This window comes from Arthrobacter sp. CJL-S3 (assembly GCF_056711635.1).
Map to the genome: position 1 here is coordinate 3,203,442 of NZ_CM160046.1, position 20,916 is coordinate 3,224,357.

Below are 20,916 nucleotides of genomic sequence, written 5' to 3' on the forward strand. Positions count from 1 at the left end.
TGGTAAGTAGGTTTACTAATTGACTCGGCGCACTCGGTGCGCGCGTTTGTTACAGCTTGGCGATGACCTCCCGCACGGATTGCGCGACGTCCGACGCCGTCACCGGCCCGCCGTCCGAGGCGAGGCTTCCGGCCCGGCCGTGGACGCTGGCGGCCAGCGCCGCGATGGCGGCCCAGCGGTCATCGGCGCGGATCCCGAGGGAAGTGAAGGTGCCGGGGGCTCCGGCCAGCTGCGCGAGCAGGGCCCCCAGGATGCCGGCCAGCACGTCCCCGCTGCCGGCCGTTGCCAGCCACGGGGTCGCGTCGGCCTGGCTGAAGACGGCCCCCGAGGGAGCGGCCACGAGCGTCGTGGCGCCCTTGAGGAGGACGGTGGCCCCGGTCAGTTCGCTGGCCCGCCGGGCGGCAGCGAGCGTGGCGCCCTCCACTCCGGGGCGGCCTGGGGCGGCGCCGTAGCGGGCCAGCAGGGTTTCCAGCTCGCCGGCGTGGGGTGTCAGGACGAAGTGCGGGGCGAGGCTCCGGGGCAGGGCCGGCAGCGCCCCGGCGTCGGCCACGACGGGAAGCCCGGTGGCCGCGGCGTCGGCCACGCGTTCGAGCTGCTCGTGGGCGTGCTCGTCGATCCCCGGTCCCAGCAGCCAGGCCTGGACGTGGGCGTCCGCGGCGGTGCCGGAGCTGCACACGACTTCCGGGCAGGACCGGCGGACCAGGTCGGCGACGTCGGGGGGGCCGAGGTATCGCACCATGCCCACGCCGGCGGCCAGCGCGCCGCGGCAGGCCAGCACCGCGGCGCCGGGGTACTGCTGCGAGCCGGCCACGACGCCGAGGACGCCGCGGGAGTACTTGTGGGAGCGCCGCTCGGGGCGGGGCAGGAGCGCGGCGAGGTCCGCGGACTGCAGCCGGCGCAGGGCCGGATCCGGCAGGGCAGCCTCGATCCCGATCGGGATCACCTGCACCCGCCCGGCGTAGTCCGCTCCGGGATCGGCCAGCAGCCCGGCCTTGGCGGCGCCGAACGTCACGGTCAGCTCCGCGCGGAGCACAGGGAGATTGGCTTCGCCGGTGTCGGCGTCCACCCCGCTGGGGATGTCGCAGGCCACCACGAGCCCGGGCCGGGCGCTGCCCAGCGACTCGATCAGTTCGGCGGCAGCGCCGCGGAGCCCGCCCTGCGCGCCCGTGCCGAGGACCGCGTCGAGGACGACGCCGGACGCCGCGGCGGCTGCCGCGGCGCCTGCGACGTTCCCGTGGGTCAGGCGGATCACCCGGCCGCCGGCCTTTTCGAAGGCCTGCAGCCCTTCCGGGTGCGCCTCCCCCGCGGTGAGCACCGCCGTCGTCCGCATGCCGCGGCCGGCCAGCATGGCGCCCGCGAACAGCCCGTCCCCGCCGTTGTTGCCCTTGCCGGCGAGCACGGTGACGCTGGCGCCGTAGAGGCGCTCCCCGCGGTCACGGAGTTCGCGGACCACCGCGTTGGCCAGCCCGTGGGCGGCCCGCTGCATGAGAACAGCGCCCGCACCGTTTTGCAGATAGGGCTTTTCAGCCGCCCGTATCTGGGTTCCGGTGTAGGCGCTGATCATCGTTTCAGTCCGTTCGCGGTGCAGTCGCTGGGGGAAGTGCGGCGTGGTTCGTCGCTGGTGACGCTCAGCCTTCGGCGATGACGGTCGCCGTGGCGATGCCGCCGTCGTGGCTCATGGACAGGTGCCAGCGTTTGACGCCTTTCGACTCGGCCACGGCCAGGACGGTGCCCTTGACCTGGACGGTGGGCCCGTTCTGGTCCAGCCCGATCCAGCAGTCCTGCCAGTTCATGCCGGCCGGAGCGCCGAGGACTTTGGCCACTGCCTCCTTGGCGGCGAACCGGGCCGCCAGGGAGCGGGTGTTCAGTTCGCGCTCCGCGGGGACGAACAGCCTGTCGCGCAACCCGGGGGTGCGCTCCAGCTGCCGGCCGAACCGTTCAATGTCTACGACGTCTACGCCAATGCCAACAATCATGGCGTTATTCTACGGTGACGCTCTTGGCCAGGTTGCGAGGCTGGTCCACGTCGTAACCCTTGGCGGATGCCAGGGCGAGGGCGAAAATCTGCAGCGGCACGGTGCTGAGCAGCGGGGCCAGCAGCGTGGGGGTCTCCGGGATGTAGAAGACGTGCTCGGCGTAGGCCTTGACGGCCTCGTCGCCTTCTTCCGCGATGACGATCGTCTTGGCGCCGCGGGCCCGGACTTCCTGGATGTTGGAGACGACCTTGGCGTGCAGCGAGTCGCGGCCCCGGGGCGAGGGAACCACGACGAAGACCGGCTGGCCCTCCTCGATCAGCGCGATCGGGCCGTGCTTGAGCTCACCGGCGGCGAAGCCCTCGGCGTGGATGTAGGCGAGCTCCTTGAGCTTGAGCGCGCCCTCCATCGCGACCGGGAAGCCGACGTGGCGGCCCAGGAACAGCACGGACTTGGCGTCGGCCATGGACTGGCCGAGCTCCTTGATCTGGGCCTCGTTGTCGAGGATCCGCTGGATCTTGGCCGGGATCTTGTTCAGGTCCGCGAGGATGTCCTTGATCTCGCCCTGGAACTTGTTGCCGCGCAGCTGGGCCAGGTAGAGGCCCAGGAGGTAGGCGGCGGTGATCTGCGCCAGGAAGGCCTTGGTGGAGGCGACGGCGATTTCCGGGCCCGCGTGGGTGTAGAGCACGGCGTCGGATTCACGCGGGATGGTGGAGCCGTTGGTGTTGCAGATCGAGACCGTCTTGGCGCCCTGTTCCTTGGCGTAGCGGACTGCCATCAAGGTGTCCATGGTCTCCCCGGACTGGGAGATCGAGACGATCAGGGTGTTCTCGTCCACGATCGGGTCGCGGTAGCGGAACTCGTGGGAGAGCTCCACCTCGGTGGGGATCCGGCACCAGTGCTCGATCGCGTACTTGGCGACCTGTCCGGCGTAGGCGGAGGTGCCGCACGCCAGGACGATGATCTTGTCCACGTTCTTGAGCAGCTGCGGATCAATCCGGAGCTCATCCAGGGTCAGTTTGCCGTTGATGTCGGAGCGGCCCAGCAGGGTCTGCAGCACGGCGTCCGGCTGGTCGTGGATTTCCTTTTCCATGAAGGACGGGAAGCCGCCCTTTTCCGCCGAGGCCGGGTCCCAGTTGACGTGGTATTCCTTGCCTTCGGCCGGGGCGCCGTAGAAGTCCGTGATTTCCACCAGGTCGGCGGTGATGGTGACGATCTGGTCCTGGCCGAGTTCGACGGCGCGGCGGGTGTAGTCGATAAAGCCCGAGACGTCGGAGCCGAGGAAGTTCTCGCCGTCGCCGAGGCCGACGACGAGCGGGGAGTTGCGGCGGGCCGCCACGACGACGTCGGGCTGGTCCGCGTGGATGGCGAGGAGGGTGAAGGCGCCTTCGAGGCGCTGGCAGGCCAGCTGCATGGCTTTGGTCAGGTCGCCCTTGGACGAGCCGTGGACCTTGTTGCGGTAGATGTCGCCCAGCAGCGCGGCGGCGACCTCGGTGTCGGTCTCGGACTTGAAGACCACACCCTTGCGCACGAGCTCCAGCTTGAGCTCGGCAAAGTTTTCGATGATGCCGTTGTGGATCACCGCGAGCTTGCCGTCATCCGCGAGGTGCGGGTGGGCGTTCTGGTCGGTCGGTCCGCCGTGGGTCGCCCAGCGGGTGTGACCGATGCCGGTCAGCGATTCGGGCAGAGGGTTGGCCTCGAGTTCGGCGATCAGGTTGCTCAGTTTGCCTGACTTCTTGCGGGACGAAATGGTTCCGTCAGCCACCACGGCGATGCCTGCAGAGTCGTAGCCCCGGTACTCCAGGCGCCGCAGTCCCTCAAGGACAACGTCCAGGGCATTGTGTCCAGTATTTACCCGGCCAGCGGAGTGGCCCACATATCCAACGATTCCACACATGGACCCAAGCCTAGCGGGTTTCCCGGACAGAGGACGTAGGACCAGCGGCCATTACACGCCGTCCGGGGCCCGGGCGGGGCGCGTCTGCTGCTCGGACAGGTCGGCCCATTTCGCTCTCGGCCCGGCGGAGGGCAGAATCTCTATAGTGACTTTGCAACGCAATGAAGCGAACGGCGACGGCGTCTCCCCGTTCGTGGAGCTGGACCGGCAGACCTGGTCCCGGCTCGCTGCCCAGATGGAGCAGCCCCTCAACGAGGAGGACGTACTCCGTCTCCGCGGCCTTGGCGATCCCCTGGACATGAAGGAAGTCCGCGAGGTCTACCTCCCGCTGTCCCGGCTGCTGCACCTGTACGTCGAGGCGGCAGGCCAGCTTCATGCGGCAACCACCACCTTCCTGGGCGAGCAGACCCAGCGCACACCGTTCGTGATCGGCGTCGCCGGTTCGGTGGCCGTCGGCAAGTCCACCATCGCCCGCGTGCTCCGCGAGATGCTCCGCCGCTGGCCCGGAACCCCCAATGTTGAGCTCATCACCACCGACGGCTTCCTGTATCCGCTGGCGGAACTCAAGCGCCGCCAGCTGCTGGAGCGCAAGGGCTTCCCCGAGTCCTATGACCGCCGCGCCCTTCTCCGGTTTGTGAGCGAGATCAAGGGCGGCGCCGAGGAAGTCCGGGCGCCCTGGTACTCCCACGTGACCTATGACATCGTCCCGGGCAAGGAAGTGGTGGTGCGTCGCCCCGACGTGCTGATCGTCGAGGGGCTGAACGTCCTGGCACCGGCCCGGCCGCGGCACGACGGCCGGCAGGGCCTGGCACTGAGTGACTTCTTCGATTTTTCCATCTATGTTGATGCCAAAACGTCCTACATAGAGGAGTGGTACGTGGACCGCTTCCGCAAACTCCGGACCACCGCCTTCGCGCAGCCCGAGTCCTACTTCCACCGCTACGCGACGCTCTCGGACGCCGAGGCGGAGCAGACCGCCCGCGAGATCTGGAAGCGCATCAACGAACCGAACCTGGAGGAGAACGTCCTCCCGACCCGCGGCCGCGCGCAGCTGGTCCTCACCAAGGACGCCGACCACTCCATCCGCCGCATGCTGCTCCGCAAGGTCTAGCACACGTGTGCTACGACGGGTCCTCTGAGCATCCGGCCGGGCCGGACGCCGTCCCCGGCCCGCCCAGCCGGCGGGCCTTCAGCCGCCTGCTGCTGGCAGGCTCGGGCCTTGCAGCCCTGAGCGCCTGCTCCCCGGGAGAGGCCCGCCCGACTGCCTCCGCCGCGGCCTCCCCGTCCACGACGACGGCAGGCACCTCCGCGACGGCCTCCGCCTTGGCAACACCCTCCGCCGAGCCCCTGCCGGACAGTCCCGCCGCGACAGCGCCGGCTGACACGCCGCCGGCCCCGGAGCCCTCCGCTGCCGCGCCTGCAGCCAAGCACTCGCTCACCGACCCGGCGAGCCCCTGGGTGGTCGTGAACAAGCACCGGCCGCTCTCCCCCGCAGGCTATGTACCGGCCGACCTGGTCCAGCCGCGGGTGCGTCTGGCCACCTCCGGCGAATCGGCCCTGCTCAACAGCACGACGGCGGGCGCGGCGGAGAAGATGTTCGCGGCGGCCGCCGCGGCCGGCGTCGTCATCACCCTCGCAAGCGGTTACCGCTCCTTCAACACCCAGATCGCCACCTACAACCGGTGGGTGAAGGCGGAGGGGCAGGCCGCGGCGGACACCGCCTCCGCACGGCCCGGCTATTCGGAGCACCAGACCGGCTGGTCCTTCGACATCGGCGACGGCAGCGGACGGGACAGCTTCACCCCCGCGTTCGCCAATCAGCCGGCAGCAGTCTGGGTGAAGGCCAACGCCCACCTGTTCGGCTTTGTGGTGCGCTACCCGTGGATGTTCCATGAGATTACCGGCTATTACTACGAACCCTGGCACCTGCGCTACGTCGGCGTGGAGACGGCGGGCGAGATGAACGCCCGGGGCATCGCCACCCTCGAGGAGTACTTCGGACTGGAACCGGCACCGGGTTACTTGTAGGACTGCGCCGTTCGGACGCAAGCCCGCGGTGGGCTCCGCTTCTGGCCGTGTACATTGTCCGCATGGGGGATACCGGGGACGGCCGCGTGCGCGAGGAAATCGAAGCCATCGTGGGGCGTATTGCCGCGCTGGCGTATGCCGATGAGCGGCCTGGCAGGAGTGGCGCCGACGCGGATCTGGCAGTCGAACTCGGCGCTGCACTTGCATTCCTGCCACAACTCGGGCTCCGCACCCTCCGTGCCCTGGAAAAGGACCTCACCCGGCCGGAGCGCCTCGCAACCGGGGGAACCCAGGGCCGGGAGCAGTCGGGCGAACCAGGCGTGGCCAGGTTCCTCGTCCGAGTGTGTTCGCAGACCCATGGCCCGTACAGCTCTCCGCGCTCCGCTCACGCCATCGAGGCGTCACTGCTGGACCTGCTGATGTTGCGGGACGTCCGGCTCGCTCATGGCAGCAACATGTACCACCGGTGCTTGGACGGCGTCAAAGCCATCCTCGGCCTCGGCCCAGAAGACAGTCTGGCGGAACACGGCGTCGCCCGATACGGTGCCCGCGGCATAGTTTCACTGCTGCACATTTCAGTGTCTTTGGCAGACCTGCAGTTCAGCCAAACATCGGCCCACATCACGCCCCGGATGGGTTACGCAGGATTGGACGCTCACGCGGATGCCTTGGACGACTGCCACTTCATGACGGCCGCCTTCGCCCGCTGGATCTTGAAGACCGACCCCTCCCCTGCCAAGCTCGCGGCCCTGGCCGCCAACGGACGGCTGGCCGAGTATGGGATATCACCGGCCGAGCTGGATCCGGAGAAACTTCGGGCGGAGCTCGCCAAGGTGGACGTTGCCGCGGTGGCCGGATCCCTGCCCGACGTCGACGCTGGAAGTTTCCACGCCGGGCACGTCGGCAGCGGCACCTCGGAGCGGCGTCAGCGGCGCCGGCCCGACCTATCAGAGCTCGACGACGGCGGAAGGGGAAGTTTTGTCGTCGCTATCCCGCCGACTGCACGCATTCCCGCTACGGCCGGAGACGCCTTCGAGAAACACATTTCCCGCCGGGAAGCCAACGTCGTCATCCGTCGGCTGAGCGCCGCGGCGTGGGCTGCCTGTCCGCTCGCCCTTGTCGGCCTTTACCTTTGGATGGCGTGGCCGGCGTTGGGGGAACTACTGGCAGGACCCGGAAGCGCCGGGTGGACCGGACTTTTTGTCTTTGTCCTTACCGCCGCCCTGGGCGGAGGCCTGATCGCCATGGGGATCTCGTCCTGGCTGGAGCTTCGGGTCAGCGGGTTTTTCCAGGTGGCCCGCGAGCTGACCCGCTACACGGTGCTGCAGGGCCGGCGGGACAGGGAATTTCTCCGGGCCCTGCGTGTTCTTCGCCCCGGCCTGTTTGACCGCTCGGCGACGGCAGGCCTGCCACGGCTCTTCACTGTTTGTTTCGACGAGGAAGGAGCACTGCTGCTTGGAGGCCACACGCAGCCGTTTGTAGTTGCAGCGTTTCACTGGCTTCATGTGCGCCAGATTTTCGCGGAACCGCCTGTCCGCGGCCGCAAGTCCAAGCGCGGTCACGGCCAGCGGGTGGTCCTCGTGGTTCGGAAGGACGGCAGGGATGTCGAGCTGAAGTTCCCCCTCGAACGCGCCAAGGTTGCCTGGACCACACGCACATTTTTGGAAGCTGACCCCGTCAAGGCAGCACTGGCGCTCCTGCAGGGGATGCGGACACTCAGCTCGCTTGCCGGCCCGGGCATGTCCCGGTCAGGGATACGACAAATGAACCCTGAGACGAAGGAACGCATGCACTTGTTGTTGCGTCAGGACGCAGTGCTGGAAGGCACGGACTATGAAAACGAGGCGTTGGAGTACGAACAGCGGTCTCGGCCTCCGCTGGCACCGGCGGCTTCGGCCTTCCTCCGCTACCGCCGGAGTCAGATAACCCGCGGGGTTGTCGTGATAGCGCTCCTGTGCGCAGCGGTCGGCCCGTTGCTTCTTATGTTGATTCTGCGGTAGGACCCCGGGGCGGACCTCCCGCCACGCCCGCCGACATAACCCGGCGGTCACGTCGTGCTAACGGCGTTGGGATAGCTTGGGGACATGTTGACAGGATTCAAGAGTTTCATTCTCAAAGGCAACGTCGTCGACCTTGCCGTCGCCGTCGTCATCGGCGCCGCCTTCGGCGCCGTGGTCACGGCACTCGTTCAAAGTGTCCTCATGCCCTTCATCTCAGGCCTGGTGGGCGCGCCCAACTTCGACAGCTTCGCCGTCGTCACCCTGAACGGCAATGACATCATGTTCGGGGTGCTGCTGACGGCGATCGTGAACTTTCTCCTGGTCGCGGCCGCCATCTACTTCGTGGTTGTTGTGCCCATGAACCACATGATCGAACGGCGCAACCGCCGCCTCGGCATCAACACGGGCGTCAAGGAAGAGGCCGCCGAGGATCCGCAGATCGCCCTGCTGACAGAAATCCGCGACTCCCTGCACCAGCGCCAGCTGTAGTCCACGCAATCCGGACACTATGCCCCCGACACATTGGGCAACCAACGCGTAAGCGACGGAACGGCCCGTCTCGAAAGACGGGCCGTTCCGTTGTTTAAGCGCGCGCAGATTTACACGCATTCTAAGGCGCGTGTCGCCCTACTAATGCCCGGAGGCCTATTAGGCTCATTTCACCGCCACCCCAACCGGGGAAGCCGCCAAATAATGCCTGCGGATTTATCGGGACGGGTCTATAACTCTCTGGAAGGCTTTTTTCTATGAAACTTCGTGCGCAGTTGAGGTCAATTGACGTTGAGCGGGTGATTCTCGTCCCCATCATGGCACTTTTGTTGTGTTGGGCGATCGTCGCACTATTTTGGGGTGGGAATCGCGAGTCGTCGTCTGTTCTCATCTCTGCGCTGTACCTGAGCTATCAGGTGCTGTTGACCGTCTTCTATGTCCTGTTGGTCTTCTTCCTACTCACGAGGAACCCCGCGAGTGCCCGGAGCGGCCGGATTGTGCCGAAGGTCGCTTCCTACTTGGGGACTTTCCTGCCTTTCCTGTTTGCGTTTGCAGGTGGTTCAGAAGTTTCCGAGGGATTGGCTCTATTTGCGGTGGGGCTGATGGTTGTGGGAATGTCGTTCACTGTCTACTCCCTGAACACGCTGGGTAAAAGCTTCGGCGTGGAACCCCAAGTGAGAACGCTCGTGCAGCACGGACCCTACCGGCTCATCCGCAACCCACTTTACGTCGGAGAGATGGTGACTCTGACCGGCGCAGTATGCTTCGATCCCACGTTGCTGAAGACGGCAATTCTTTTGACACTCGGCGTAATTCAGGCATATCGAGCAATCCAGGAGGAGCAGCTACTGGAGGAGAAATTGCCCCAATATGCGGCTTACAAGCTGCGAACTAAGAGATTTGTGCCCGGTCTGTTCTGACCGTGTGGCTGCCAGCGGCAAGTGGCGGCATCCGCACTTAGGTGCTTTGTCGCCCTCGTAATCCGGGCCAACCCCTCACGGGGAGTTCGTCCTTTGGCTAGCTTTCCTTTGGGCCACCTATGTCAGCAACTTCCGTCTCGCAGTAGTGTAGCGAGTTGCTGATTGCTCTGCGCGCGCATCAGTCCGCTACGAGCTCCAGTGCCAGCTCGGTCCGGACCACCTGCGCCAGACGGTCAGCGACGGCCTGGGCGGTCTCCTGCGATGCAGCCTCGACCATGACGCGCACCACCGGTTCGGTGCCGGAGGGTCGCAGGAGCACACGGCCGGTGTCGCCCAGCTCGGCTTCGGCGAGGGCAACGGCTGCGGCCAGGGTTGCGTCGCCGGTGACCCTGCTGCGGTCCACGCCCCTGACGTTGATCAGGACTTGCGGAAGCTTGGTCATGACCTTGGCCAGCTCCTTCAGAGGACGGCCCGTGAGGGCGACCTGGGCGGCGATCTGCAGACCGGTGAGGACGCCGTCGCCCGTGGTGGCGTGGTCGGCGAAGATCACGTGGCCGGACTGCTCGCCGCCGAGGTTGAATCCGCCTTCGCGCATGCCTTCTAGGACGTAGCGGTCGCCCACGCCGGTCTCTCGCAGGCTGATGCCGGCCTGGCGCAGTGCGATCTTGAGTCCGAGGTTGCTCATCACGGTCGCCACGAGGACATCGTCCTTGAGTTTGCCCGAGGCTTTCAACGCCACGGCGAGGATGGCCATGATCTCATCGCCGTCAACGACGTTTCCTTCGTGGTCCACTGCGAGGCAGCGGTCCGCGTCACCGTCGTGCGCGATGCCCAGGTCGGCGCCGTGCGCCAGGACTGCCTCGGCCAGCGGGCCCAGATGAGTGGACCCGACACCGTCGTTGATGTTGAGGCCGTCCGGTTCGGCGCCGATCACAATGACGTCGGCTCCGGCGTCCTTGAAGACCTGCGGGGAACAGCCGCTCGCCGCGCCGTGGGCGCAGTCCAGCACGACCCTGAGACCGTCGAGGCGGTGCGGAAGAGTGCCGAGCAGGTGGACGATATAGCGGTCCTCGGCGTCGGAGAACCGCTGGATCCGGCCGACGTCGCCGCCGACCGGGCGGCGCGGCTCTTGACCGAGCTGCGCCTCGATGGCGTTTTCCACGTCGTCGGGAAGCTTCTGGCCGCCGCGGGCAAAGAACTTGATGCCGTTGTCCGGGGCGGGATTGTGCGAGGCGGAGATCATCACGCCGAAGTCCGCGTCCAGGTCTGCAACCAGATAGGCCGCAGCAGGGGTGGGCAGCACGCCGGCGTCATAGACGTCGATCCCGGAGCTGGACAGCCCCGCCTCCACGGCAGCCGCAATGAACTCACCGCTCGCGCGGGGGTCGCGGGCCACCACGGCACGAGGCCGTGTCCCGCTGGTATTGCGGTCATGGCCAAGCACAACGGCGGCGGCCTGGGCCAGCTGCATCGCCAGTTCGGCCGTCAGCAGGCCGTTCGCCAAACCCCGGACACCATCTGTTCCAAATAATCTAGACATCGGGTCAAGTTTAGACGATGAGGTCGTCGCTTCCGGTCCATGACCACGTGGCGGACCCGCGGCGCCGCTGATACCCCAGTGTTCGCGCTGGTTAAAACGCGAAAGCCCGCCCCGCCACAAAGGGCGGAACGGGCTTTCGTGCAAGCGCCGGGGGCGCCTCGAAGCGGGATTAACGCTTCGAGTACTGCTGAGCCTTACGGGCCTTCTTGAGACCAGCCTTCTTGCGCTCGATGACGCGGGCGTCACGACGCAGGTAACCGGCCTTCTTCAGGGTGGCGCGGTTGTTTTCGGTGTCGATCTCGTTCAGCGAACGGGCGATGCCGAGGCGCAGGGCACCGGCTTGGCCGGAGATGCCGCCACCGTGGATGCGGGCGATAACGTCGTAGGCGCCGTCAAGATCGAGGATCTTGAAGGGCTCGTTGACGTCCTGCTGGTGCAGCTTGTTCGGGAAGTAGTTGGCCAGCTCGCGGCCGTTGATGATCCACTTGCCGGTGCCGGGCACGATGCGAACGCGTGCGACGGCTTCCTTGCGACGGCCAACTGCTGCGCCGGCAACCGTGAGGGCCGGGCGTTCCTTCTTGGGCGCTTCTGCTTCCGCAGGACCGCTTTCCGAGGTGTAGCTGGTCAGGTTTTCCTCAGCCACAACGGCCTCGGTGGTCTCTTCGTTCTGAGCCACGATTCTCCTTGTATAGATAAGTTGTTGGTGGCCAGGACTACTGGGCGACCTGGGTGATTTCGTACGTCTTGGGCTGCTGGGCGGCGTGGGGGTGCTCGGCACCCTTGTAGACCTTCAGCTTGCCCAGCTGCTGTGCAGCGAGGGAGTTCTTCGGGAGCATGCCCTTGATGGCCTTCTCCACGGCGCGGACCGGGTTGGATTCCAGCAGCTCCGCGTAGGTGACGGAGGTCAGGCCGCCCGGGTAACCGGAGTGGCGGTAAGCGCGCTTCTGCTCCAGCTTGGCGCCGGTGAGGGCGACCTTCTCAGCGTTGATGATGATGACGAAGTCGCCCATGTCCATGTGGGACGCAAAGGTGGCCTTGTGCTTGCCGCGCAGCAGGATTGCGGTCTGGCTCGCGAGACGACCAAGGACAACGTCTGTGGCGTCAATGACGTGCCACTGGCGGTTGATATCGCCGGGCTTCGGGGTGTACGTACGCACGGTGTTTGCCTCGTTCTTGTTCTGGCGTTCTTGTTTTAGGCGTCACGCGAAGGTGCACCTACTATCTATGCGCTACCGGAACAGAGGTGAGGGCTCTATGTAACCAGTCGTCCAGAGTCTCGAATGTGCACGTTGGGTAGTCATCCTGCAACCGGATCCCCAGCGGGCACGCATCATCGAGAAGGACACGCACAACGACTACCAATAATAGCGGACGACGTGTCGCTGGGTCAAAATGGGGTATCCGGATGCATTCTGCCCGCCGCCGGCGCACCGCATCCTGGAGGAACCGTGTTCGACACCGCCGCCGCTGGCTCCACATCGCCGCTCTTTATTGCCGGGGTCGGGCTGGCCGGCGCGTGCCTGGGACTCATTGCCGACGCCCTGGTCCGGCGGGCACTCCCCCAGCTGGCCGGCAAGGCCACCACCCGGCTGATGATTACGACGGCGGCTGTCACCTTTTTACTCTCGGCCCTGCTGGCCTGGCGCTTCGGGAGCGCAGCAGAGCTTTCCGCCTACGTACTACTTGGTATTTTCGCCGTTCCGCTGGCCCGGATCGACATCGTGCACCATTTGCTGCCGAACCGGCTCGTTGGGCCCCTTTTGGGGGCCGGCCTTTCACTTCTGGCGTTCGCCGCCCTGGCTCAAGGGGCTGCGGTTGACCTCTATCGCGGAGTCGCAGGGTCCGTAATCTTGTTCGTCTTTTACTTAATTCTTGCCCTGACCAGCCGAAACGGCCTCGGAATGGGCGATGTGAAGCTCGCTGCACCACTTGGACTGTACTTAGGCTACCTAGGCTGGTCGCAGGTGTTCTATGGAGGGGCCTTTGCCTTCGTCCTCGGCGGCGTTGCCTCGGTCTTCGTCGTGCTGAAAAACCGTGAAAACAAGCCGAAAGAGGTGGCCTACGGCCCCTCGATGCTGGCCGCCGTGTTCGCTGTCATCCTGCTCATGCCGTAACTCCAGTCACTGCAGTATCTCTGCTCCCATTGGTAAGTAAGCGCATCAATACAAGTAGTGCGCCCCAAGAGTTATCAGGAAACTGAGTACACCGCCGAGTGGTCGCAAGTAGAGCCACCTTTTCCATCCAAAAAACTCGGGTATTCCGATTCATTGCTGTGCCGTTAATCGCCATGTAACTGTTGTCCCAACGGAACTCCGGGGGGTTTAGCAACAGGGGATTTGCTGGAATTCCGTTTCCCAATCAAAACTCTGGAAAAGGAACTTCAAAATGACTGGTCTCATGGTTTCAATGCTGGCTTTCGTCGCCGGCGTTAAGAATAAACTCGAATCGAATGAAAGGGGTGCGACGATGGTGGAATACGGCATCATGGTCGCCCTCATCGCCGTTATCGTCATCGTCGCTGTCGGGCCGCTTGGTATTCGTATCGCAGCGATGTTCACCAACGTCACCAATGGCCTCCCCCCCGCCGGCCCGTAGACGACCTCGGAGCAGTGTTTGGCGGCGGAGCTTTATCTCCGCCGCCAAACCCATTATTTGAGAAGTATTGAGCCGAGCTGGGGAGCAGCGCTATGAACACGAAGCATAAAGAGCGCGGCGCAGTAGCCGTTGAGATGGCCATGATCTTGCCGCTATTGCTGCTGATCGTCGTCGGGACCATCGAGTTTGGTCGCGTTCTGAATGTCCAGGTCTCCATGACACAGGCTGCACGGGAAGGCGCCCGCTACGCAGCAATTCATTACAAGGACACAAGCGGCTTTGATGTAACGGCGAAGACCCTTGCGGCTGCCCCAGCGCTCACAGGACTTCCTGTCACGGTGACAAATGATGCCGCCGGCTGCGGTGAGGGTCTAAACGTCACCGTCAGAACCAGCGTCTCCTTGACGTCGCTTACGGGTTTCCTGGATGCCGGTCTGTTCGGCTCCCCGGGCATGTTTCCGATAGCACTGTCCGGAGTAGGAGTCATGCGATGCGGCGGTTAGCCCAACCTATCGATCGAATTCATAGTTCAGGCACGGTTGGCAAAGATGAAGAACGAGGTGCGGCCACCGTTCTCGTGGCAATTCTCCTTGTTGCCCTCTTGGGATTCGCTGCTTTGGCAGTGGACGTGGGTGCTATGTATGCCGAAAAGGCCCAGTTGCAAAACGGCGCAGACTCTGCAGCCCTGGCCGTTGCGAATCAATGCGCCAAGGGCGCCTGTGGCGATGCCACTGCAACTGGGAATGTCTTCGCGAACAATAATGCCAATGACGGGAAAAGTTCCGCGGCAGTTACCTTCCCTGGCAGCGCTACCGTCCGCGTGGTGACCACAGCCCGTGCTGCCGGCGCTTCAACTGACGGATTCCCTTTGTTCTTCGCCAGATTAATGGGATTCAATTCAGCGAGCATTGGAGCCACGGCGGAGGCGAAATGGGGCGCCCCATCCGAAGCCACCACCCTGCCATGGACCGTCAGCGAATGCATCTTCAAAAGCTACCTGAGTCCGTCCCAGTTGAGCGAGTTCAATGCCACTAAGACGTTCACCGGTAATCCGATCCCCACGCACATTCTCCTACGCTATGACTCAAATGCTACGGCCTACCCGGGTTGCGACGGCTACAACCCTGGAGGCTTCGGTTGGCTCGCTTTGGACACGGGATGCTCGGCAAACATCAACCTCGCTAATTTCGAAGTTGGAAGTGATCCCGGCAACAATTTGCCGAATGTGTGTTCCTCCATGCCGAGCACGATCAAAAATGAACCGGTCATGATCCCTGTTTACTCTTCCGCCGTTGCCAACGGCAGTAACACCAAATACACCCTGGTGGGATTTCTTGCCTTCCAAGTGACTGGATATAAGTTCAGCGGAAGTGTCGAAAGCCTCGATCCTCTGGCCCCGTCCTGCACAGGCAACTGCCGCGGTATTCAGGGCTACTTCACTCGCTTCGTCTCCATGGCTGAAGGACTGGCGACGACTACAACGACGCCGAATTATGGGAGCTCTGTTGTCTATCTCTCTGAGTAAACGCAGCTCAGCCTGGGCGAATCACCACTAACGACTATCGAAGGAGCAACCGAAGTGAAGTCACGCCTACTGGGAGGCATCGCGGCTTTAGTATTGGCCGTTGTTGGAGCCATCATGTTGTTCGTCTACGTGCAAGGCGCGGCCAACCGCGCACAAGCCGGGCTGGAACCGGTCAATGTCTTGGTTGTTCAAGAGTCAATACCCGCCGGCACCAGGACGTCAGAACTGGGCAGCAGGGTTCGCTCTCAAGCAATTCCTAAGACGGCAGTTCCTGACGGGGCGTTGGACACGCTCAGCCAGAAGGAAGGTACGGTCACCGCCGTCGATCTTCAACCAGGCGAGCAGCTCCTCGCTTCCCGCCTCATTGATCCTCGCGAACTGGTGCCAGGCACTGTGCCCGTGCCCGACGGGCTGGAAGAAGTTACTCTTCTCCTGGCACCTGAACGTCTCCTGGGCGGCAGGATCGAAGCCGGAGATACCGTCACCGTGTACGCCTCGTTCAAGTCTGAAGACGGGGCGCCGGATGCTGGTGTCCCGCCGGAGTTGAAAGGCTGGAAGCAGTCAACTGGCCTGCTGTTCCAGGACGTACTGGTTACAGCCGTACAGAAGGCCGCCGCAGAGACTAAGAACTCGGCCGGAGCCGAAACCGGCGTGGAAATGCCCAACGGGTCAGCATTCGTTACCGTCGCAAGGACTGACGCTGACGCGGCCAAGCTGGTCTTCGGCGCTGAATTTGGCACCTTGTGGCTGTCCAAGCAAACCCCCACATCTACCAAGAACGATCCTCCGGTCACCACCTTTGGAGGGCTGTACTGATGAGCCGCTTCGTCGCAATCACAGCAGTAAGGGATTTCGAAGGCCGAGTCCGTCAAGCCATCTCGGGCGCTCTCCATGGCGAACTCCAAACGCTCTCCCCTGACATGTTGAAGGGCGGACCCGACGACGTCTTCAAACAACTGAACGGCGCGCCGCCCGAGGTACTTATCCTTGGACCAGGCGTTTCTCCCGACGACGCCCTCAAGCTGGCTACGGTCTTCGACCTACAGTTCCCAGAAGTCAGTCTCCTGTTGGTCGCCGAACCCAGCCCCGAGCTCGTGCTTCGGGCCATGCATGCGGGCATACGCGACGTGGTGACCTCTGAAATAGGGGTGAACGACCTCCGGGTTCTGTTGGAGCGGTCATGCCTGGCATCTGCCAGCCGACGCCGCGGTATGGCAGCGGCCCCGGAATCCGGCCAGGAACGGGGACGAGTCATTGCCGTTATGTCTCCCAAAGGCGGGGTTGGGAAAACCACCGTCGCCACGAACCTGGCCATTGGGTTGGGCAAGATTGCCCCCATGGGCGTAGTTATCGTGGACCTGGATTTGCAGTTCGGCGACGTCGCTTCGGGGTTGCTGCTGGAACCTGAGCATTCGATCACCGATGCAGTGCACGGCGCCGCCGCCCAGGATTCCATGGTGCTGAAGGCTTACCTGACTGTCCACCCAGCCGGCATCTACGCATTGTGCGCACCGCGAACCCCGGCGGAATCGGATTACATCACGGCAGAGCACGTAACTCGTCTGATCAATCAGCTGGCAAGCGAGTTCAAGTATGTCGTCGTGGATACGGCGCCCGGACTGGGCGAACACTGCCTTGCAACCCTGGAGCAGGCCACCGATGGAGTATGGGTTTGCGGCATGGACGTTCCCAGCATCCGCGGCCTCCACAAGTGTTTTGCCGTCCTCCGAGAGCTGCAGTTGCTGCCGCAGGGGCGGCATACAGTTCTCAATTTCGCCGATCGAAAAAGCGGCATTTCAGTTCAGGATGTCGAGGCCACCATTGGTGTGCCCATTGATGCCGTCATTCCACGCTCCCGAACCCTGCCATTCTCCACCAACCGAGGAGTGCCCGTGCTGCAAAGCAATTCGAGGGAACCGGCTTCCAAAGGACTCAAGAAGCTCGTGGACCGCTTCGATCCGCAATGGGTCGCTTCGACGCAACACAAACTTCACCGCAGGGCGGTAGTTTCATGAAACTGTCAGCCCGGCTCTCCCGGACGCAGACTGAGATCGATCCTCACACGCCCGCCGCCTCTGATACTGCACAGGGGGATCCGGCGGGCGCGGTACCAATCGATATTGCGCCCATTCAGGCCGTCCGCCTGACAAAGTCATCAGGGATTTCTCTCGGAGGGGCCCCTGTCCAACCCACTGTGGACGCTTTGGCCGGATTGAAGCAGCGCGCCGCCTTGGCCTTGTTTGAACGTATGGGCACACGTTTTGGTGATACGTCGTCGTCAGAGGAGGAACTGAGGGCCAGTGCTGTGGAAGAGTTGTCCGCAGTCATTGACCTGGAGAAAGTACCGCTCTCTCCCGAAGAACGTCGGCGCCTTATTAGGGAGATCGCCGACGAGGTGATGGGCTATGGACCCCTTCAGCGGTTGCTTGAGGACCCCTCGGTCACAGAAATCATGGTCAATCGGTTCGACCAGATTTATGTTGAACGGAACGGTCACCTCTCCTTGACGAGGCTGCAATTCAGCTCGGACGACCACTTGCGTAAGGTCATTGAGCGGATTGTCTCCCGCGTTGGCCGGCGCATCGACGAGTCCTCACCATTGGTGGATGCACGGCTTGAAGATGGGTCCCGGGTAAACGCAATTATTCCGCCCTTGGCCGTCAATGGACCGACGCTGACCATACGAAAGTTCAGTCACGTGCCGTTGACCGTGCAGAACCTAATTGAGTGGGGCTCGATTACACCTGAGATGGCCGAACTGTTGAGCGCGTGTGTGAGAGCACGACTCAATATTATTGTCTCCGGCGGTACCGGTACCGGAAAGACAACGCTGCTGAACGTTCTGTCCTCATTCATCCCGGAAGAGGACCGGATAGTCACGATAGAAGACGCAGTGGAGCTACAACTACAACAGGAGCACGTCGTGCGTCTGGAAAGCCGGCCACCCAATATTGAGGGCAAAGGGGCCGTTGGCATTCGCGAGCTCGTCCGCAACTCGCTGCGTATGCGCCCCGATCGCATCATCGTCGGCGAAGTTCGTGGTGGCGAGTCGCTGGATATGCTCCAGGCAATGAACACCGGCCACGATGGCTCATTGTCCACCGTGCACGCCAATTCGCCGCGTGACGCAATCGCACGCTTGGAGACCCTGGTACTCATGGCCGGAATGGATCTGCCGCTTCGTGCCATCCGCGAACAAGTGTCGTCCGCCGTGGATCTATTGGTTCAGGTGACACGCCTCCGAGACGGGACGAGGCGCGTGACCAACGTAACCGAAGTGCAGGGCATGGAAGGCGATATAGTCACACTCCAGGACGCGTTCGTCTTCGACTACGCTGCCGGAATGGACCAGCAGGGACGCTTTTTGGGTAAGCCTATTCCTACGGGAATTAGACCCCGATTCTTGGACCGTTTCGCCGAGCTTGGTATCTACGTATCGCCGGCAGTATTCGGTCCGACGATGGCGCCTCAAGGGAGGCGATAGCGCATGGATTCGCCCATTCTCTTTATTGTCGCCACAGCTTTTTGCCTCAGTGCATTCATATTACTGATCGTTGTTGTATTAAAGCCCCGCTACTCCGGCATACCAATCGAACGGAGACGACCTGACTCGCAGCCGGACCAGACCTCGCTGGGAAAGGTCTCACAGACAGCCGTCGCTGCGATGGGTGGAGTCCTCGGGGATTCGGGCGGTCCGTACAACCGGACGGTGCTCTACAACGCAGGGGTGAAGACGGATCCAGCGACGTTTACTGTCATGGTTGCTGTCGCGTCGTTTGTCGGTGGAATTCTTAGTGCGCTTCTTAGCAACGGTTTCATTGGCATCTTGATGGCCGTTGCGGGTCCTTTCCTGGTCAAAATTGGCCTATCCGTGATGACTGACAAACGTCGCGGAAAATTCGAAGCTCAGCTCACTGACACCATCCAAATGCTAATTGGTGGGTTGCGTGTGGGGCATAGCATCATGCGTTCGATTGAAGCCGCGGCAACTGAGGCCGACGCCCCAACGTCCGAGGAGCTGACACGAATCGGGAACGAAGTCCGTATTGGCAAGGACGCCCACCTGGCTCTTGACGAAGCGGCCCAACGCATGGACAGCGAAGACTTCCAGTGGATCGGTCAAGCCATTCAAATTAACCGTGAGGTCGGCGGCGATCTCGCGGAAGTGCTGGAGCAAGTCGCCGGCACCATCCGCGAACGCAGCGAGATCAAGGGGCAGGTACGGGCTCTAAGCGGCGAGGGCAAGATGTCCGCATACATCCTGATGGCCATGCCCGTTGTCGTCGCCATCATGATTAGCGTTATCAACCCCGGATACACGGATGTATTTTTCACCGAGCCTCTGGGTGTAGCAATGGTCGTCGCGAGTCTAATCATGTTTATCGTTGGCGGATTCTGGATGAGCCGCATCGTGAAGATCAAGTTCTAGGGAAGGCCATCATGACCGCATTTGAATGGCTTATCATCGCCACGGTTGTCCTGCCGTTTTCTTATCTTGCCTGGGCGTTCCTCACGGCGGACCGGAAGGCACTTCTGGCCGTCCAAACGAACCTTGGAAAAGGCCTGAGCCAGAACGGGAGCGTCAACGTTCTCCGACCTCCGGCCCTTCTGGAGTTCTCGAAAAGACTGACCCCTGCAGGCTATGTTGCCAAGCTGGACCGCTGGCTATCCCTCGCGGGCCGTCCCCAATCCATTCCGCTGGAAAAATTGACTGTAGCCAAGCCCTCGCTCGCCTTAGTCGGCGCGTTCATCGGTTTCTTCCTATTCAGTGGCGATCCGTCGCCTAAGAACCTTGGCGTCAGCTTGTTTCTGACTGTTTTCTTTTACTTCCTCCCCGATCTTCTGCTCTACAACAAGGGGATTAAGCGCCAGGAGGAAATCGAACTGGAGCTGCCCAACACCTTGGATCAGATGCTAATTTCAGTGGAGGCCGGGCTGGGCTTTGAAACGGCAATGGCCAGGGCTGGACAGAATGGGAAGGGCCCCCTGGCGCAGGAACTGATGCGCACACTCCAGGACATCCAGGTCGGACGGCCGCGGCACGAAGCATATCAGGCCCTGGCCGACCGCTCCTCAGTGCAGGAGCTCCGAAGCTTCGTCCGCGCTGTCGTTCAAGCCGATAAGTATGGTATCGGCATAGCAAAGGTCCTTCGGACACAAGCCAAACAAGCGCGCGTCAGACGCCGGCAACGGGCAGAGGAAAAGGCAATGAAACTTCCCGTGAAAATCCTATTTCCACTTCTCCTTTTCATTTTCCCCGTGCTTTTCATAGTTTTGCTCGGACCTGCGGTTATAAACATAATCGCGGCCTTCAGCTAACAGACACTGCCCACCGCGCAACCAAGCGCCCGAAATACTGGACTCCCTCGGTCCCCAGAACCGAGGGGGTCCTCTAAGGACCGGGCCCCCTCTGACCCAGAGCAGAGGGGGTCCTCCAAAGCCGGACCCCCTCGGACCCCAGAATCCGAGGGGGTCCTTTTGTGTCCAGTGACTTCGCCCAGCTCAAGCGCAGATTAGGTGCAGAAAACATACAGGATATGTGCAGATTGGGAAGCCTTGGCACAGGATGAGGCAAGGAGCGTAACTTCGGGCGAATCACGTTGCTAGCTTTCTGGCAGAGCTGGTATCTGGCCAGCTTCCCTTCGCTCGCTCAGGAGTCCACAATGCTTGCTCTTTACACCAACCTGTCCCTCCGCCTCCGCCGCGATGAGAAAGGCGCCACCGCCGTGGAATACGGCATCATGGTTGCCCTCATCGCCGTTGTCATCATCGTCGCCGTAACCACCCTGGGCGGATCATTGAACGACATGTTCGAAGCCGTGGATTGCCAGATCAAGGGCGGAACTTACGCCGCGAGCGTCTGCACCCCGAAGGCAACAACACCCTAGTCCCCCGCTAGACCCTAGTTGAGTTGCCGGGTGGTTGAAGGTCTTGGGACCTTCAACCACC

Annotated in this window: 21 protein-coding genes; 15 read left to right on the forward strand and 6 right to left on the reverse strand. The window is 62.9% G+C overall.

Annotation, left to right across the window (positions count from 1 at the left end):
• Window positions 1–49: 49 nt before the first annotated feature.
• The 3 genes from AC06G6_RS14520 to glmS form a co-directional block, all read right to left on the reverse strand.
• On the reverse strand, window positions 50–1,564 hold the full coding sequence (locus AC06G6_RS14520) for an NAD(P)H-hydrate epimerase (RefSeq protein ID WP_479823162.1): 1,515 nt from the start codon (window positions 1,562–1,564) through the stop codon (window positions 50–52).
• A 64-nt stretch (window positions 1,565–1,628) separates the two neighbouring features.
• Window positions 1,629–1,976 carry a holo-ACP synthase gene (locus tag AC06G6_RS14525; protein WP_024366340.1) on the reverse strand — a complete coding sequence of 116 codons (348 nt, stop codon included), beginning with the start codon at window positions 1,974–1,976 and terminating at the stop codon, window positions 1,629–1,631.
• Window positions 1,977–1,980: 4 nt separating this feature from the next.
• Window positions 1,981–3,870, reverse strand: coding sequence for a glutamine--fructose-6-phosphate transaminase (isomerizing) (gene glmS / locus AC06G6_RS14530; protein ID WP_479823164.1), 1,890 nt, complete (start codon window positions 3,868–3,870; stop codon window positions 1,981–1,983).
• A 145-nt stretch (window positions 3,871–4,015) separates the two neighbouring features.
• Here glmS and coaA point away from each other — a divergent pair, with 145 nt between their 5' ends.
• From coaA to AC06G6_RS14555, 5 genes are all read left to right on the forward strand, one after another.
• Window positions 4,016–4,981: a type I pantothenate kinase gene (gene coaA / locus AC06G6_RS14535; RefSeq protein WP_463898830.1), complete on the forward strand. Its 966-nt coding sequence runs from the start codon at window positions 4,016–4,018 to the stop codon at window positions 4,979–4,981.
• Between the two features lie 5 nt (window positions 4,982–4,986).
• Entirely contained in the window at window positions 4,987–5,898 is a 912-nt protein-coding gene (locus tag AC06G6_RS14540) for a M15 family metallopeptidase (RefSeq protein WP_479823167.1), read from the forward strand.
• A gap of 62 nt (window positions 5,899–5,960) precedes the next feature.
• Window positions 5,961–7,898 (forward strand): hypothetical protein, encoded by a 1,938-nt coding sequence (locus AC06G6_RS14545; RefSeq protein ID WP_479823169.1) that lies wholly within the window; start codon window positions 5,961–5,963, stop codon window positions 7,896–7,898.
• 84 nt (window positions 7,899–7,982) lie between these two features.
• Complete coding sequence (mscL, locus tag AC06G6_RS14550) at window positions 7,983–8,387, forward strand: large conductance mechanosensitive channel protein MscL (protein ID WP_479823171.1); 405 nt, start codon at window positions 7,983–7,985, stop codon at window positions 8,385–8,387.
• Between the two features lie 257 nt (window positions 8,388–8,644).
• Entirely contained in the window at window positions 8,645–9,307 is a 663-nt protein-coding gene (locus AC06G6_RS14555) for a methyltransferase family protein (protein WP_479823173.1), read from the forward strand.
• Window positions 9,308–9,485: 178 nt separating this feature from the next.
• Here the strand turns inward: AC06G6_RS14555 and glmM are convergent, their stop codons facing one another.
• The 3 genes from glmM to rplM form a co-directional block, all read right to left on the reverse strand.
• Window positions 9,486–10,847, reverse strand: coding sequence for a phosphoglucosamine mutase (gene glmM, locus AC06G6_RS14560; RefSeq protein WP_479823175.1), 1,362 nt, complete (start codon window positions 10,845–10,847; stop codon window positions 9,486–9,488).
• 169 nt (window positions 10,848–11,016) lie between these two features.
• Window positions 11,017–11,523 (reverse strand): 30S ribosomal protein S9, encoded by a 507-nt coding sequence (gene rpsI / locus AC06G6_RS14565; RefSeq protein ID WP_282379850.1) that lies wholly within the window; start codon window positions 11,521–11,523, stop codon window positions 11,017–11,019.
• 37 nt (window positions 11,524–11,560) lie between these two features.
• Entirely contained in the window at window positions 11,561–12,004 is a 444-nt protein-coding gene (gene rplM / locus AC06G6_RS14570; protein ID WP_024367145.1) for a 50S ribosomal protein L13, read from the reverse strand.
• A 291-nt stretch (window positions 12,005–12,295) separates the two neighbouring features.
• On the opposite strand from rplM, the gene AC06G6_RS14575 reads away from it, so the two are divergent.
• From AC06G6_RS14575 to AC06G6_RS14620, 10 genes are all read left to right on the forward strand, one after another.
• Complete coding sequence (locus AC06G6_RS14575) at window positions 12,296–12,961, forward strand: prepilin peptidase (protein ID WP_479823177.1); 666 nt, start codon at window positions 12,296–12,298, stop codon at window positions 12,959–12,961.
• 271 nt (window positions 12,962–13,232) lie between these two features.
• The gene (locus AC06G6_RS14580; RefSeq protein WP_479823179.1) at window positions 13,233–13,442 is read left to right on the forward strand and encodes a Flp family type IVb pilin; all 210 of its coding nucleotides are present in this window, start codon (window positions 13,233–13,235) and stop codon (window positions 13,440–13,442) included.
• 92 nt (window positions 13,443–13,534) lie between these two features.
• Window positions 13,535–13,945 (forward strand): TadE/TadG family type IV pilus assembly protein, encoded by a 411-nt coding sequence (locus AC06G6_RS14585; RefSeq protein WP_479823181.1) that lies wholly within the window; start codon window positions 13,535–13,537, stop codon window positions 13,943–13,945.
• Window positions 13,933–14,967, forward strand: a complete 1,035-nt coding sequence (locus tag AC06G6_RS14590; RefSeq protein ID WP_479823183.1) for a pilus assembly protein TadG-related protein — start codon at window positions 13,933–13,935, stop codon at window positions 14,965–14,967. Before AC06G6_RS14585 ends, AC06G6_RS14590 begins: the two co-directional genes overlap by 13 nt.
• 114 nt (window positions 14,968–15,081) lie before the next feature.
• Window positions 15,082–15,783: a Flp pilus assembly protein CpaB gene (gene cpaB / locus AC06G6_RS14595; RefSeq protein WP_479823185.1), complete on the forward strand. Its 702-nt coding sequence runs from the start codon at window positions 15,082–15,084 to the stop codon at window positions 15,781–15,783.
• The gene (locus AC06G6_RS14600; protein ID WP_479823187.1) at window positions 15,783–16,982 is read left to right on the forward strand and encodes a CpaE/TadZ family protein; all 1,200 of its coding nucleotides are present in this window, start codon (window positions 15,783–15,785) and stop codon (window positions 16,980–16,982) included. The genes cpaB and AC06G6_RS14600 overlap by 1 nt, the downstream gene beginning before the upstream one ends.
• The gene (locus AC06G6_RS14605; protein ID WP_479823189.1) at window positions 16,979–18,451 is read left to right on the forward strand and encodes a TadA family conjugal transfer-associated ATPase; all 1,473 of its coding nucleotides are present in this window, start codon (window positions 16,979–16,981) and stop codon (window positions 18,449–18,451) included. Before AC06G6_RS14600 ends, AC06G6_RS14605 begins: the two co-directional genes overlap by 4 nt.
• A gap of 3 nt (window positions 18,452–18,454) precedes the next feature.
• The gene (locus tag AC06G6_RS14610; RefSeq protein WP_479823191.1) at window positions 18,455–19,396 is read left to right on the forward strand and encodes a type II secretion system F family protein; all 942 of its coding nucleotides are present in this window, start codon (window positions 18,455–18,457) and stop codon (window positions 19,394–19,396) included.
• Between the two features lie 11 nt (window positions 19,397–19,407).
• Entirely contained in the window at window positions 19,408–20,286 is an 879-nt protein-coding gene (locus tag AC06G6_RS14615; protein WP_479823193.1) for a type II secretion system F family protein, read from the forward strand.
• A 344-nt stretch (window positions 20,287–20,630) separates the two neighbouring features.
• On the forward strand, window positions 20,631–20,855 hold the full coding sequence (locus AC06G6_RS14620; protein WP_479823195.1) for a Flp family type IVb pilin: 225 nt from the start codon (window positions 20,631–20,633) through the stop codon (window positions 20,853–20,855).
• Window positions 20,856–20,916: the final 61 nt, after the last annotated feature.

Coding starts and splice junctions, on each gene's coding strand:
- AC06G6_RS14520 (WP_479823162.1), bottom strand. CDS start 1,564: ATGATCAGCGCCTACACCGGAACCCAGATACGGGCGGCTGAAAAGCCC.
- AC06G6_RS14525 (WP_024366340.1), bottom strand. CDS start 1,976: ATGATTGTTGGCATTGGCGTAGACGTCGTAGACATTGAACGGTTCGGC.
- glmS (WP_479823164.1), bottom strand. CDS start 3,870: ATGTGTGGAATCGTTGGATATGTGGGCCACTCCGCTGGCCGGGTAAAT.
- AC06G6_RS14545 (WP_479823169.1), top strand. CDS start 5,961: ATGGGGGATACCGGGGACGGCCGCGTGCGCGAGGAAATCGAAGCCATC.
- mscL (WP_479823171.1), top strand. CDS start 7,983: ATGTTGACAGGATTCAAGAGTTTCATTCTCAAAGGCAACGTCGTCGAC.
- AC06G6_RS14555 (WP_479823173.1), top strand. CDS start 8,645: ATGAAACTTCGTGCGCAGTTGAGGTCAATTGACGTTGAGCGGGTGATT.
- glmM (WP_479823175.1), bottom strand. CDS start 10,847: ATGTCTAGATTATTTGGAACAGATGGTGTCCGGGGTTTGGCGAACGGC.
- AC06G6_RS14580 (WP_479823179.1), top strand. CDS start 13,233: ATGACTGGTCTCATGGTTTCAATGCTGGCTTTCGTCGCCGGCGTTAAG.
- AC06G6_RS14585 (WP_479823181.1), top strand. CDS start 13,535: ATGAACACGAAGCATAAAGAGCGCGGCGCAGTAGCCGTTGAGATGGCC.
- AC06G6_RS14590 (WP_479823183.1), top strand. CDS start 13,933: ATGCGGCGGTTAGCCCAACCTATCGATCGAATTCATAGTTCAGGCACG.
- cpaB (WP_479823185.1), top strand. CDS start 15,082: ATGTTGTTCGTCTACGTGCAAGGCGCGGCCAACCGCGCACAAGCCGGG.
- AC06G6_RS14600 (WP_479823187.1), top strand. CDS start 15,783: ATGAGCCGCTTCGTCGCAATCACAGCAGTAAGGGATTTCGAAGGCCGA.
- AC06G6_RS14605 (WP_479823189.1), top strand. CDS start 16,979: ATGAAACTGTCAGCCCGGCTCTCCCGGACGCAGACTGAGATCGATCCT.
- AC06G6_RS14610 (WP_479823191.1), top strand. CDS start 18,455: ATGGATTCGCCCATTCTCTTTATTGTCGCCACAGCTTTTTGCCTCAGT.
- AC06G6_RS14615 (WP_479823193.1), top strand. CDS start 19,408: ATGACCGCATTTGAATGGCTTATCATCGCCACGGTTGTCCTGCCGTTT.
- AC06G6_RS14620 (WP_479823195.1), top strand. CDS start 20,631: ATGCTTGCTCTTTACACCAACCTGTCCCTCCGCCTCCGCCGCGATGAG.